This is a genomic window from Novosphingobium sp. GW821-FHT09E05, from assembly GCF_059416165.1.
Map to the genome: position 1 here is coordinate 289,299 of NZ_JBWKOQ010000003.1, position 12,322 is coordinate 301,620.

Consider the following 12,322-nt stretch of genomic DNA (forward strand, 5'->3'; position numbering starts at 1 on the left):
GTCTCAATACGGAAGGTAACAGATCGATGCTGCAGACCACCGAGACCATGGTACCGGCGCCGCCCTCGCGTTCGCGCCGGTCGGCGGCCACGGTGATCCTTGCCGCGACGGTGGGCGCGTTCTTCTCGATCACGCCGACGCTTGCGACCACCATGGGGGTGTTCCTCAAGAGCATCGCGGCAGACTTCGGCTGGAGCCGCACCGCCGTGGCGGGCGCGCTCAGCGCCTGCGCGGTGGGCACCGCGATCGCCTGCCCCTTCGCGGGTATCCTGGCGGACCGTTTCGGCCCCCGCCGCATCGCGCTCGCCGGCTGCGTGGCGCTGGCTGCGACCATCCTCGCGATTTCCACGGTGCCGGCGAATCTCGCCGTCTATTACGCGCTGTTCTTCCTCGCGGGCGTGGTCGGGGCGCTGCCCAACACACTGGCTTTCACGCGCATCCTCGCCTCGTGGTTCGACAAGACGCGCGGACTGTGGACCGGCTTCAGCGGCGGGGTTGGGTATGGCGGCGGCTCGCTGGTCTTTGCGATGATCGCGGGCCAGGCGCTGCTCCATCTCGGCTGGCGCGGCGGCTTCGTGGTCATCGCCGGGCTCATGGCCCTCGTCGCGCTGCCGGTGATGGCGCTGTGGCTGCGCGAGGCGCCGCAGGAGGTCGCGCACTTCGGCGCGGCCGAGGCTGCCCCGCTGCCCGGCGACAGCCTGCGCGAGGCGATGCGGCGGCCGGTGTTCTGGTGGATGTTCTCGATCTTCCCGCTCGGCGCGGGCTGCATGACATCGATGTTCACCGCGATCGTCCCGCTGCTGACCGACCGCGGCATCCCGATCGGTCAGGCGGTGGGCGTGATCCAGGCGTTCGCCTTCTCGACGATCCTGGCCGAGCCGTTCGCCGGCTGGCTTGCCGACCGCTCGCGGCGGCCGCTTATCCTTGTGCCGCTGTTCCTGATCGCCGCGCTTGGCACGACGCTGCTGGTGCTGGTCCAGAGCGGGCCGGTGCTGCTGCTTGCGGGCGTGCTCATGGGGCTTGGCGCGGGCATGGAGTTCACGCTGCTGCTCTACATGGTGACGCGCTACTTCGGGCTGCGTGAGTTCGGGCGGATCGCGGGCGTGTTTCTGGCCGGAACGCTGGGATTCGGCGCGCTCGTTCCGCTGATCCTCAACGGTGCGTTCGACCTGACCGGCAGCTACGATCCGGCGATCTATGCGGTTATCGCGGTGCTGGTCTACAGCGGCTTCGCCATCCTGGCCTTCGGGCCATACCGCTATGCCCACGCGCATTAGCGTGGGCATAGCGCCGCATTAGCGTAGCATCAGGGCCGGGGTTCGCCGAGCCTGGTCCGGGCAAGGTAGGCCGCGTCGATGAGATCGAACGCATCCTTGTCGAACTTCTCGCGCATGACGGGTCCCCCGTCGGCGAACTCGAGCAGCCGGTCGCTCTTGGCATCATAGCGCGGCCACTCTGGCGCGCCGGTGCCATTCGGATCGCCGGTCCTGGCGAAGCGCAGCCAGTAGCCGCTCATCGCCTCGGCCATGGGGGTATCGGCAGTGCCTTCCTCGAACTGCGCGCCGCCGACTTCGTTGCGCATGGCGAGGCTGATCTCGGCCGAGTGCCGCGCGCCGGGGATCTTCCCGCGCGCCGCGACCGGCACGTAGCTGAAGTGGTAGAGGTAGGTCGGCTGCCCGGTCGCGGCGGCGCGGCGGGCGAGGAAGCGCGCCGGGGCGGTCATGAAGGCGTCGCCCCACAGGTGCTGCATCGCCTCGCGCTCGGGCACCGTGCCGTCCTTGCGGTACATCGCCATGAGGGGCGCGGCGCTGGCGCCCATCGCGGGGATGACGGCGGCTTCGGCGCCCGGAATGTACTTGAGCAGGCTGTCCTCCCACGAGTTCGCGCCGACCATGTAAGGCACGCGGGCGATGTCCCCCTTGAGGAACGCCTCGTCGACCGGCTGGGGCACGATGCGCCCGTCGATTATGATCCCGCCCAGCACCAGCGGATCCTTGGGGCCCAGAACGGCGGCGGCCGGCAGCGCGCGCATCGCGGCAAGGTCGCCGTCGGCGATGCCGAGCGAGCGGGTCCAGTCGAGGCCGGTCTTCTCCGCCTCGGGTAGGTACGTGTCGAGCCGGCGGCCGAAGCCCTTCTGCCCGCCGCCCGACTGCGAGATCGCCCGGGTGAACAGCCCGCGCGCTCTGGGGGAGGCCATCAGCGCGTTGACCGAGAAGGCGCCGGCGGATTCGCCGAAGACGGTGACGTTGTCCGGATCGCCGCCGAACGCCGCGATGTTGTCCTGCACCCAGCGCAGCCCCGCCATCTGGTCCATCAGGCCATAGTTGGCGAGCATCCCGTCCTCGTCTTTTGCGCTGAGCGCGGGATGGGCGAACCATCCGAACCGCGCCAGCCGGTAGTTGACGCCGACCACGATCATGCCCTCGCGCGCCAGGTTCGCGCCTTCGTAGACCGGCCACGAGGCGGAGCCCATCGCGAAGGCACCGCCGTAGATCCACACCATCACCGGCAGCTTGCCCTTCGGTTTGGCGCCCGCAGGCCGCCAGATGTTGAGCGTCAGGCAGTCCTCGCTGACGGGGCGGAGGTAAGCGGCGCTCGGCGGCGCATCGAGCGGCCACTGCATGCAGTCGGGGCCATAGGCGCCCGCGTTGCGCAGGCCCTTCCAATGCGGGACCGGCTGCGGCGCCCGCCAGCGCAGCGCCCCGATCGGCGGCGCGGCGAACGGCACGCCGAGGAAGGCGTCGACCGCGCCGTCGCGCCTGCCCTCCAGCTTGCCTGCGCTTGCGGAGACGACCGGTGCCGCATCGTCGGCGATCGCCCGCGACGTGGCACCGACCAGCGCCATGAGGGTAAGCGCGACCAGGGGTAGGCGAAAGTTGCGTCGTGTCCTCAAGGTCTGCGACTCCTGCGTAGGATATGATGCAAATAGCAAAGCGTATTAAACGGCTTGATGCATGGCATATTTTCGATAGCCTGCTCTTTGCGACGCGCGCGGAAATGCTTGCGCGGGAGTCGCCGCCCATCGTCGCAAGGCAACCCAAGGAACTTTGTCGTCATGTCGTCACCCGCGCGCGATCCACTGCTCTCTCGCCTTGCCACCACGAAGGCGGCATTGCTCGTCATCGACGTGCAGGTCGACTTCGTCGCGCCGGAGGGGTTCTGCGCCAAGGCCGGTGCGGACGTTTCGGCGGTCCCGGCAGCGGTCGCGAACATCGAGCGGGCGGTGGCGGCTGCACGCAAAGCGGGCCTGACGGTCGTCTTCGTGCGGCTCGAAACCGCGCCGGAAACCGACTCGCCCGCAATGCTGGGGCATATGGAGCGCATGGGGCGCGGCGGCGGCGCCGCGCTCTGCCGCGGCGGCACGCCGGGCGCGGGGTACTGGCGCATCGCGCCCGAGGCGGGCGACCTCGAAGTGGTCAAGTCGCGCTACGACGCCTTCCTCGAAACCCCGCTCGACGCGCGGCTGCGCCAGCGCGGCATCGAACTTCTCGTCGTGACCGGCGTGAGCACCGACTGCTGCGTGGATTCGACAACCCGCGCCGCGTTCATGCGCGACTACGACGTGATCGTGCTCGCGGACGCCTGCGCCGGGAGTTCGCCGCAATCGCACGAAGCGGCGCTGGCTGCGCTGGGCCGTTATGCGGCGACGATCGAAACCACCGGCACCTTCGTCGCGGCGCTGGACCCGGCGCTCGTCGCCGCCTGACGGCCCGGCTCAGTCCGGCACTTCGGCGTAGATGTCCTCGCCCCGGACCTCGACCTTGTAGATGGCGAGCGGTTCTTCGCACGGCAGATCCACCGCGGCGCCGCTCAGCAGGTCGAAGCTGCCCGCGTGCAGTGGGCACACGACCTTGCCTTCGATGATCTTCCCGCGCGAAAGCAGTGCGGTGCCGTGGGTGCACTGGTCCGCCGTCGCGTGGAGCACGCCGTCCACGTCGAACACCGCGACCGCCGGCTTGCGGCCCCGGGCGATGCGCTTGGCGCGGCCTGCGGGAACGTCGGTCACCTTGCACAGAAAGATCATGGGTACTCCCGAAATGGTTGGCCGGGTAGGATTGGATGATTGCCAGTCGCCTATAATCCTGTACGATGCAATGCAATATGCAATGCACTTTGATTACATGACCAAAGTGCGATTCGAAAAAAGGTGACAGGATGACTCAGTTCTTGCGGGCCGGTTTGCCCGATCTCGTTTTGGAGCCCGAAGTCCTGGCCCTGCTGGGCCAGCTCGACGCCAGCCAGGGCGACGTGTCCCAGGCGATGAGCCTGCCGCCCGAGTGCTACACCTCGCCCGCCTGGTTCGAATTCGAAAAGCGCGCCGTCTACGACCGCGAGTGGGTGGCCGTCGGCCACATCGGCGCGATCCCTGAGGTGGGCGATTACTTCACGCTCGAAGTGATCGGCGAACCGCTGCTGGTGGTGCGGGGCAAGGACTCCGAGGTGCGCGTGCTCTCCTCGGTCTGCCGCCACCGCGGGCACCTGCTCGGCGAGGCAAGCGGCAATGCGAAGAACTTCACCTGCCCGTTCCACGGCTGGTCCTACGATCTCGAAGGCACGCTGACCGGCGCGCCCGAGATGGAAGGCACGCTGCCCTTCGCGGAGCTGAAGCACACCGCCTGCCTGCCCGCGTTCCGCTCGGAAATCTGGAACGGCTTCATCTTCGTCAACTTCGACGGCGAGGCGGAGGCGCTGGCGCCCCGGCTCAAGGGCCTGACCGAGCTGGTCAAGAACCACCACATGGAAGACCTCGCCTCGATCAAGCCGGTCGAGTGGGCCTCGAACAAGTGGAACTGGAAGTTCATGCAGGAGAACGCGCTGGAGCCCTACCACACGCACTACCTGCATACCGGCATCCACGACTTCGCCCCCTCCAGCAACACCCGCTTCACCGAGTGGGACGAGACCGACGACGGCGCCATCTACCGCGAGGTGGAGTTCATGCACATCGACGGCGGCTTCAACATCGCCGGCAAGGCCCTGTTCCCCGCGCTGCCCGACCTCACCGAGGCGGAGCGCAGCCGCGTCGTGTTCGCGGGCGTCATGCCCAACCTGTTCCTCGGCGCGCAGGCGGACGTGGTGTTCTACTACGTGATCCTCCCGCAGGCCGCCGGCGACATCACCCTGCGCGTCGGCGTGCTGACGAGCTGGGACAACCTCTCGCTTCCCACCGCCGACCTGCTGCTCAGGGGCACGATCGACGGCGTCGCGGTGTTCAACGAGCAGGACACGGTGGCCAACATCCGCACCCACAAGGGCCTCTCCTCGCGCGTCGCCCCGCGCACGCGCTGGTCGCCCAACGAGAAGACGCTGGCGCAAATCAACAACTGGCTGATCAAGCGCTACAAGAGCTACGCCGCCTCGCTGAACGGCGAATACGCCCAGGCTGCCGAGTAAGGGAACCGGACATGACGACGGATACCATGGACCTCGACATCGTCGCCGAGCTTGCCGCACTGCGCGCGCAAGTCACCCGGCTCACCGCCAAGGACGAGATCTGCGATCTCGTCACCACGTATGCACGTTCCTGCGATGTCGGAAACGACCCCGTGCTGCTGCGCCCGCTGTTCACCGACGACGCCACCTGGACCTGCAAGGGCTTCGGCACCTTCCACGGCGGCGGCGACGGCTGCGCGCTCGGCCTCAAGGCGGTGGCGGGCGAGAAGATCTGGTGGTCGCTCCACAACATGATCTCGGTGCAGATCACATTCGATGCCTCGGGCGACGAGGCGAGCGGCTTCTGGTACCTGTGGGAAGCCGCCACGATCCCCAACGAGCACACCGGCGAGGCCGAGGCCTGCTGGATCGGCGGCACCTACAACGCCCGCTTCCGCAAGGACGGCGGCACCTGGAAGTTCAGCGCGATCGAGCTTAAGCTCAACATGGCCAGCTCCTATTCCGAAGGCTGGGTCAAGAAGCGCTGGCCCGACGGCACGCCCAGCCAGCCCTATTTCCTCGATCTCCAGCCCGGCGAGACCTACCTGTGGCGCCAGGGCGGCCGCGAGGGCTCGCGCCTGGTCACCGAGGCCGAGGCGGCTGAAAGCCCGAAGAAAGTCACCGCCTTCACTGTCGAGGAGCCGGGGCTCCAGGCGATCTGCGGCTGCGGCTATTCCAAGACCAAGCCGTTCTGCGACGGCTCGCACCTCAACCTGAAGTATGACTGGTCGCTGCTGGGCAAGACCGGGCCGGGGGACGCGGCATGACCACTCTGACGCTCGATACCGCGCCGCTGAAGGACGGCTTCGGCTCCGAGATCATCGGTATTGACCTCGCCGGCGCGGACGACGCGATGCTCGCCGCCGTGGTCGCCGAGTTCCACCGCACCGGCGCGATCGTGCTGCGCGGGCAGGCGATGGACCCGGAGGCGTTCGTGCGTTTCGGCAAGGCGTTCGGCGAGCTGAACGGGCATACGCTGCAGGACCACATCCTGCCGGGCCACCCCGAAGTCTACGTCCTCTCCAACCGGCTCGAGGACGGCAGGCCGGTCGGCGCGCACAACGACGGGATCGGCTGGCACACCGATCTCAACTACACCGCGCAGCCCGTGATGTGCACGATGCTGCACGCCATCGAGGTCCCGCCCGAGGGCAGCGACACCCTGCTCGCCGACCAGTGCGCCGCCTTCGCAGCGCTGCCTGAGGCGCGGCAGGAAGAGCTGTCGCAGCTCAAGCAGATCCACAGCTTCGAATACCTTCACAAGATGCGCAGCGAGGGACGCAAGGCCGTGCCGCCCGAGGTGCTGCGCGCCAATCCGGACGTCGTGCATCCACTGGTGCGCACCCACCCGGCGGACGGCCGCAAGGCGCTCTGGGTGTCGAGCCTGACGCCCGGCTTCGTCGGCTGGTCCACCGCCGAAAGCGAGGTCCTGATCGACGAACTGATCGAATGGGTCACGCAGGACCGCTTCGTCTATCGCCACAAGTGGCAGGTCGGCGACGTGCTCGTCTGGGACAACCGCTGCACCCTGCACACCGGCACCCTGTTCGACGACACCCGCTACATCCGCGAGATGCACCGGATGTGGGTCAAGGGCGACCGCCCGTATTGAAGGGCGCGTGGGAGCAAGAATTCGCTTCCCTGCGGGTCTAGATCGAACTTCCGATACCACTTCCGTTCGTGTCGCGCGAAGGTCGGGTTTCAGTTACTACGTATTCGCAGCTGAGGAAATTTCATGAGCGTCAGCGTCTTCGGTTCCCTCAATCTCGACATCGCGCTGCGCCTGCCTTCGCGTGCAGGCTGGGGGCAGACGCTGCTCGTGGACGAGAGCGAGCAGGCGGTCGGCGGCAAGGGGCTCAACCAGGCGATTGCCTCCGCGCGGTTCGGTTCGGTCACCCGCATGGCGGGCGCGGTCGGCGGCGATGCTGCAGGTGCGATGCTGCGCAGCGCGCTGGAGGTCGAAGGCGTCGATACCGCGCATGTCGCGGTGCTGGACGGCCAGGGCAGCGGGCGCGCCACGATCCTGATCGAGCCGGCCGGCGACAACATGATCCTGGTCGAATCGGCCGCGAACCAAGCGGCGCGGGCGGGCAAAGTGATCGGCGCCATCGACGCGCAGACCCGCGTGCTGCTGGTCCAGCTCGAAACCGACATCGACGAGATCGCCGCATTGTTCGCGCACGAGTCATCGGCCCCGGTCCGCAAGATCCTCAATGCCGCGCCTGCGGTGCCGGCGGGATCGAAGCTGTTCGCCCTTTCCGACATGCTGATCTTCAACCAGAGCGAATTCGCCGACTATCTCCAGCTCGACCGCGAGCCCGAGGCGCTCGACGACCTGCTCGTCGCGCGGCGGCTGCTCACCCGTCCCAACCAGGCGGTGGTGGTGACCCTCGGCGCTATAGGGTCTGCTGCGGTATGGGCCGAGCGCGCCATCTTCGCGCCGGCCATCGCGGCCGAAACGGTGGTCGACACCAGCGGCGCGGGCGACTGCTTCTGCGGGGTCGTCGCCGCCTGCGTCGACCAGGGCATCGGCCCGGAAGAGGCGCTGAAGCTGGCGAATGCCGCGGCGTCGATCTCGGTCGGGCGGCGGGGCGCGGCGCCGTCGATGCCGGTGCGCGCCGAGGTCGATGCGCTGCTGACGTAAGTCAACGATCCTCTCATTGCTGCGCAGCAGGGAGGATCGGACTACGCGGGTTATCTCGCAGGTAAGCCCTGCACAAAGTCCCCGGCATCGCAGACGCTGGCGATCACCCCCATCGCCAGCACGGCGACCACCGCCTGCGTCGTCGCCGGATCGTAACAGCCGGTGGCGTCGCCGATCAGCAGGCACTCGAAACCCCGGTCGTTGGCTTCGAAGAGGCTGGCGAGCACGCAGCAGTCGATGGTCACGCCGCAGACGACGAGTTGCCGGATGCCGCGTGCCCTTAGCCGGGTCTCGAGATCGGTGGCGTGGAAGGCGCCCGCGCCGGGCTTGTCGATGACGGGCTCGCCATGCAGCGGCGTGAAGGGCGGGGCGATCGCGTGGCCCGGCTCGCCCCGCACCATGTAACGGCCGAGGCGGCCTGCCGCCCCGGGCGGGGGCATGCCGCGATCGCGCTTGTACGCGGGACATTCCGACAGGTCGGGCGAGTATCCCTCCCGCGTGTGGAACACCGCAAGCCCCGCCTCCCGCGCGGCGGCGAGAGCGCGCCCGACGTTGTGCGCCGCCGGTTGCAGCAACCCCACGTCGAGCCCCAGCGCGTCGATCCAACCGCCCGGCGAGAGGAACTCATGCTGCATGTCGATCACCAGCAGCGCGCAGGCCGCCGGCTCCAGCGCGAAGGGCCTCGGCGCGGCGGGCAGGGTGAGCATCGCACTCACGCGACCGCGTCGAGCACCATCTGCTGCAGGCCCCGCACCCCGCCTTCCCAGTAGGGGGAGAACCGCGCGTCGATGCCGGCGAGGTCGCGCGCGGCGATGGCCGCCTGCGCGGCTTCCATGAACGGCTTGTCCTGCGGGATCACGCCCAGCCACATGTCGAGGTTGCCCTGCCGCGCCTCGGCGAGCGCCGGGTCGGTGGCGGCGTCGCCGTCGTAGTAGAGGCTGATGTCCATGATCGTGCGGTCCGGTCCGTCGGGCAGCAGGGTGCCGAGCATGACGTGGTCGGCGGTGATCAGCACCGTGGCGGTGGGGAACAGCGTGAGCGAATAGAGCAGCGGCAGCGGCTTGCCCTCACGCGTCTTCAGGTCGGGCAGGCGCGCGGTCCAGGCGCGGGTTTCCGAGCCTTCCTCGTGCGCGGCGCCGACGTCGACATAGCCGCCCGCGTAGACCGGCTTGTGGACGCAAGGCGATGTGTTGCGGAACAGGTGCGCTTCGAGCTGAGGGTGGCCGAAGGGGAGGTGGTAGTCCTCGATGCCCGCCTCCATGGAGATCTTCCAGTTCGCGCCGTAGCTGTCGACCAGCCGCTCGCCGTGGACGAGGTTCGTGAGGTCATAGTCCGCCAGCAGCGCCTCGAGCGGGGCGATCCACTCCTCGAAGGGCGCCGCCTTGCCGTCGATGTTGACGAAGACCAGGTCCAGCCAGCGGCCGACGCGGATCGGCTTGAGGCCGAGCTCGGCGCGGTCGAACCCGTCCGCCTGGTTGATCTTCGCGCCGCCGATTTCCGGTGTCGCCAGCAGTTCCCCGTCGAGCGAATAGGTCCACGCATGCCACGGGCAGGTGAGGCGCGCCTTCTGGGTGCATTCGGTCACGAGCTTGATACCGCGGTGGCGGCAGATGTTGTGGAAGGCCTTGATCTCGCCCTCCCGCCCGCGGGTCAGCAGGACCGGCCAGCCGGCGACGTCGACCGGGATCACGTCGCCCTTTTCGGGCATCAGGCTGGCGACGGTGACCGCGCACCACCCCGAAGGAAAAAGGCGCTCACGCTCAAGCGCGAAGAATTCGGCGCCGTAGAATGCGCCGGGAAGGGCGAGCGCTTCGCCGATGTCGCGGTTGATCGCCTCGTCGGCGGCGCGGATGGCGGCTTCGGGAAAGACTGCGGTCATGGCGCGGCTCCTTCGAATCCAGATAACGATGTATATTGCCATGGTATATGCATTACAAATTGCATCAACAAAAATTCGGTGCGATCATTCGACTCGCAAGGAACAGGAGATGAAGATGGATGTGGCGGTGCAGGACAAGCCGGTGGAGGCCGAGTACCGGTTCTTGAAGATCGAAAAGCTCAACCCGACGCTGGGCGCCTATGTCAGCGGTGTCGACCTGACGCAGCCTTACGGCGAGGACGTGGCCGACGAGCTGCGCCGTGCGCTGGCCGACAACCTCGTCATCTTCCTGCGCGACCAGCCGATCGACTTCGAGGCGCACCGCCGCCTCGCCGCCGTCTACGGCGAAGCGCATATCGCGCCCAGCACCAAGCCTTGGCGCGTGCCCGGCTTCGACGAGATCACGAAGATGCACGCCGACGAGAATTCCACCTACGTCGCGGGCGAGGGCTGGCACTCGGACATGAGCTGCGATCCCGAGCCGCCGATGGGCTCGATCCTCTATCTCCACACCGTCCCTGCGCTTGGCGGCGATACGGTGTTCTCGAACATGTACGCCGCCTGGGACGCGCTGTCGGACCGCATGAAGGCGCAGCTCGAGGGCCTGAGCGCCGTCCACGACGGGGTAAAGGCGTTCGGCGGCCTCGTGCCGAAGGGCATGGAACTGCCCTGCACCGCGCACCCGGTCGTACGCATCCATCCGGTGACGGGGCGCAAGGCGCTCTACGTCAACCGCGGCTACACCACGCGGATCGAGGGCATTCCCGAGCGCGAGAGCGAGGCGCTGCTCGCCTTCCTCTACGACCACGTCCAGAGCCCGATGTTCCAGTGCCGCTTCACCTGGAGCCCGCACGCCATCGCCATCTGGGACAACCGCTGCGGCCAGCACATGGCGATCTGGGACTATTTCCCCGCCGTCCGCTCGGGCTTCCGCATCCAGGTCAAGGGCGAAAAGCCGGTGTGAACCGTCGTCCCGGACCTGATCCGGGATCGCAGGCAAGACAAAGGGCGGGGGCTCACGACGAGCCCCCGCCCTTTGTCTTGCCTGCGATCTAAACCGCGACGGGTGTTTTGTTTCGTCTTTTAGCCCTCGGCGGCCAGCGGCACCTGGAAGCTCTCCCGCGCCGCCGGCTTGCGCAGCACCGCGACCGCGCAGAACAGGACCGCGCTCACGGCGGCAAGGCCGAAGAACACGCCCGAGAAGCTGCCCGTCTGGTCCTTGATCGCGCCGCCCAGGGCCGGGCCGAGCGCCGCCGAGGTCGAGACCGCCATCATGATCGAATAGAGTTCGAGCGAGGCGCGGCGGCCGAAGTATTCCTGCAGCAGCATCACCGTCGAGACGTAGCTGAAACCGAGCCCGCCGCCGAACGTCACCATCCACAGGATCAGCATCAGCGGCCCGTCCGCGAGCGCCAGCGTGGCGGCCGAGACTCCCAGGCAGCCGAGCGAGAACATCACCAGCGCGCGCGGCGAGGTCTTCTCGCCGACCAGGCCCGCCAGCGCCGATCCGATCGCGCAGACCAGCGCCGAGAGACTGATGAGCTGCGAGGCGCGGTCCTGCGCGATCGCGTGCTCCAGCAGGTGCTGGTAGGCGAAACCGTGGGTGGTGGTGTTGATCGCCAGGCACGCGGTATAGGCGAAGACGACGATCCAGAACTGCACGGTGCCCAGAGCCGCGCGGACGGTCCATTCGGTCGGGGCGTCGGCGGCGGCGGGGCCCTCGTCGTCCCCGGCCGCGCCGAGCCGCAGGCGGCTGGCGACGATCGTGCTGAACCCGCCGACCACGACTGCGGCGAAAGCGAACATCAGCCAGTAGTGGCGCCAGTCCATCCCCGCCGACTGCGAGCCGTAGTAGAGCATCGGCCCGGCGACGGCGCCGAGGTTGCCGATGGTGAAGTAGACCCCGAGCACCGTCGAGCGGCGCTTGAAGGTGCTCGACAGTACGTGGACCGCCGGGACCGTGCCGCAGAAGCAGTAGCCCACGCCCAGCAGCGTCGTGCCGAGATAGTAGGTGCCCACCCCGGTCGAGGCGTAGAGCAGCCCGAATCCGGCGAACAGGATCACCGTGCCGGTCAGCAGCGTGCGCCCGACGCCCAGCTTGCGGATCGTCAGCGCCGGCGCAAGACTGATGATGCCGCAGGCGGTGCCCAGCAGGGTGAAGCCGAAGCCCGCCTGCGCCCAGCTCATCCCGAACTCCTCGACCATCGAGGGGATGACCATCCCCAGCGAGTTGAAGGTGCCGGCGGAGAGCATGAAGTACATCAGGCACAGCGCCTGGAGCACGATGTAGGTGAGCAGCCTGCTGTTCATCGGCGCTTTCACGGTCGGAGGCACGGTCGCGGTCATGGCAGGATCCCTAGCGGGCG

The 12,322-nt window shown here is 68.0% G+C and carries 12 protein-coding genes; 7 read left to right on the forward strand and 5 right to left on the reverse strand.

Annotated elements, in window-relative coordinates; genetic code table 11:
• The first annotated feature begins 26 nt into the window (after positions 1–26).
• Positions 27–1,277 carry an MFS transporter gene (locus tag AC07M9_RS15705; protein WP_494884905.1) on the forward strand — a complete coding sequence of 417 codons (1,251 nt, stop codon included), beginning with the start codon at positions 27–29 and terminating at the stop codon, positions 1,275–1,277.
• A gap of 29 nt (positions 1,278–1,306) precedes the next feature.
• Here the strand turns inward: AC07M9_RS15705 and AC07M9_RS15710 are convergent, their stop codons facing one another.
• Positions 1,307–2,893, reverse strand: coding sequence for a carboxylesterase/lipase family protein (locus AC07M9_RS15710; RefSeq protein ID WP_494884907.1), 1,587 nt, complete (start codon positions 2,891–2,893; stop codon positions 1,307–1,309).
• 162 nt (positions 2,894–3,055) lie between these two features.
• On the opposite strand from AC07M9_RS15710, the gene AC07M9_RS15715 reads away from it, so the two are divergent.
• Positions 3,056–3,706 (forward strand): cysteine hydrolase family protein, encoded by a 651-nt coding sequence (locus AC07M9_RS15715; protein ID WP_494884909.1) that lies wholly within the window; start codon positions 3,056–3,058, stop codon positions 3,704–3,706.
• A 9-nt stretch (positions 3,707–3,715) separates the two neighbouring features.
• On the opposite strand, the gene AC07M9_RS15720 is transcribed toward AC07M9_RS15715, so the two are convergent.
• A complete protein-coding gene (locus tag AC07M9_RS15720; RefSeq protein ID WP_494884910.1) occupies positions 3,716–4,024 on the reverse strand; it encodes a Rieske (2Fe-2S) protein in 309 nt (102 codons plus the stop codon).
• A 131-nt stretch (positions 4,025–4,155) separates the two neighbouring features.
• Here AC07M9_RS15720 and AC07M9_RS15725 point away from each other — a divergent pair, with 131 nt between their 5' ends.
• The 4 genes from AC07M9_RS15725 to AC07M9_RS15740 all read left to right on the forward strand — a co-directional run bounded on the left by AC07M9_RS15725 (position 4,156) and on the right by AC07M9_RS15740 (position 8,077).
• On the forward strand, positions 4,156–5,394 hold the full coding sequence (locus AC07M9_RS15725) for an aromatic ring-hydroxylating oxygenase subunit alpha (protein ID WP_494884912.1): 1,239 nt from the start codon (positions 4,156–4,158) through the stop codon (positions 5,392–5,394).
• Between the two features lie 11 nt (positions 5,395–5,405).
• Complete coding sequence (locus tag AC07M9_RS15730) at positions 5,406–6,200, forward strand: nuclear transport factor 2 family protein (protein WP_494884913.1); 795 nt, start codon at positions 5,406–5,408, stop codon at positions 6,198–6,200.
• Positions 6,197–7,045, forward strand: coding sequence for a TauD/TfdA dioxygenase family protein (locus AC07M9_RS15735; protein WP_494884914.1), 849 nt, complete (start codon positions 6,197–6,199; stop codon positions 7,043–7,045). The genes AC07M9_RS15730 and AC07M9_RS15735 overlap by 4 nt, the downstream gene beginning before the upstream one ends.
• A gap of 123 nt (positions 7,046–7,168) precedes the next feature.
• Positions 7,169–8,077: a ribokinase gene (locus AC07M9_RS15740; RefSeq protein ID WP_494884915.1), complete on the forward strand. Its 909-nt coding sequence runs from the start codon at positions 7,169–7,171 to the stop codon at positions 8,075–8,077.
• Between the two features lie 50 nt (positions 8,078–8,127).
• On the opposite strand, the gene AC07M9_RS15745 is transcribed toward AC07M9_RS15740, so the two are convergent.
• A complete protein-coding gene (locus AC07M9_RS15745; protein ID WP_494885054.1) occupies positions 8,128–8,784 on the reverse strand; it encodes a cysteine hydrolase family protein in 657 nt (218 codons plus the stop codon).
• A 5-nt stretch (positions 8,785–8,789) separates the two neighbouring features.
• Positions 8,790–9,956, reverse strand: a complete 1,167-nt coding sequence (locus AC07M9_RS15750) for an aromatic ring-hydroxylating oxygenase subunit alpha (RefSeq protein ID WP_494884916.1) — start codon at positions 9,954–9,956, stop codon at positions 8,790–8,792.
• A gap of 115 nt (positions 9,957–10,071) precedes the next feature.
• On the opposite strand from AC07M9_RS15750, the gene AC07M9_RS15755 reads away from it, so the two are divergent.
• Entirely contained in the window at positions 10,072–10,920 is an 849-nt protein-coding gene (locus AC07M9_RS15755; RefSeq protein ID WP_494885055.1) for a TauD/TfdA dioxygenase family protein, read from the forward strand.
• A 119-nt stretch (positions 10,921–11,039) separates the two neighbouring features.
• Here the strand turns inward: AC07M9_RS15755 and AC07M9_RS15760 are convergent, their stop codons facing one another.
• Positions 11,040–12,302 carry an MFS transporter gene (locus AC07M9_RS15760; RefSeq protein ID WP_494884917.1) on the reverse strand — a complete coding sequence of 421 codons (1,263 nt, stop codon included), beginning with the start codon at positions 12,300–12,302 and terminating at the stop codon, positions 11,040–11,042.
• Between the last annotated feature and the right edge of the window lie 20 nt (positions 12,303–12,322).

Bases quoted from the DNA above. Each gene is read 5' to 3' on its own strand.
- AC07M9_RS15705 (WP_494884905.1), top strand. From the start codon at position 27: ATGCTGCAGACCACCGAGACCATGGTACCGGCGCCGCCCTCGCGTTCG.
- AC07M9_RS15715 (WP_494884909.1), top strand. From the start codon at position 3,056: ATGTCGTCACCCGCGCGCGATCCACTGCTCTCTCGCCTTGCCACCACG.
- AC07M9_RS15720 (WP_494884910.1), bottom strand. From the start codon at position 4,024: ATGATCTTTCTGTGCAAGGTGACCGACGTTCCCGCAGGCCGCGCCAAG.
- AC07M9_RS15725 (WP_494884912.1), top strand. From the start codon at position 4,156: ATGACTCAGTTCTTGCGGGCCGGTTTGCCCGATCTCGTTTTGGAGCCC.
- AC07M9_RS15730 (WP_494884913.1), top strand. From the start codon at position 5,406: ATGACGACGGATACCATGGACCTCGACATCGTCGCCGAGCTTGCCGCA.
- AC07M9_RS15735 (WP_494884914.1), top strand. From the start codon at position 6,197: ATGACCACTCTGACGCTCGATACCGCGCCGCTGAAGGACGGCTTCGGC.
- AC07M9_RS15740 (WP_494884915.1), top strand. From the start codon at position 7,169: ATGAGCGTCAGCGTCTTCGGTTCCCTCAATCTCGACATCGCGCTGCGC.
- AC07M9_RS15745 (WP_494885054.1), bottom strand. From the start codon at position 8,784: ATGCTCACCCTGCCCGCCGCGCCGAGGCCCTTCGCGCTGGAGCCGGCG.
- AC07M9_RS15750 (WP_494884916.1), bottom strand. From the start codon at position 9,956: ATGACCGCAGTCTTTCCCGAAGCCGCCATCCGCGCCGCCGACGAGGCG.
- AC07M9_RS15755 (WP_494885055.1), top strand. From the start codon at position 10,072: ATGGATGTGGCGGTGCAGGACAAGCCGGTGGAGGCCGAGTACCGGTTC.
- AC07M9_RS15760 (WP_494884917.1), bottom strand. From the start codon at position 12,302: ATGACCGCGACCGTGCCTCCGACCGTGAAAGCGCCGATGAACAGCAGG.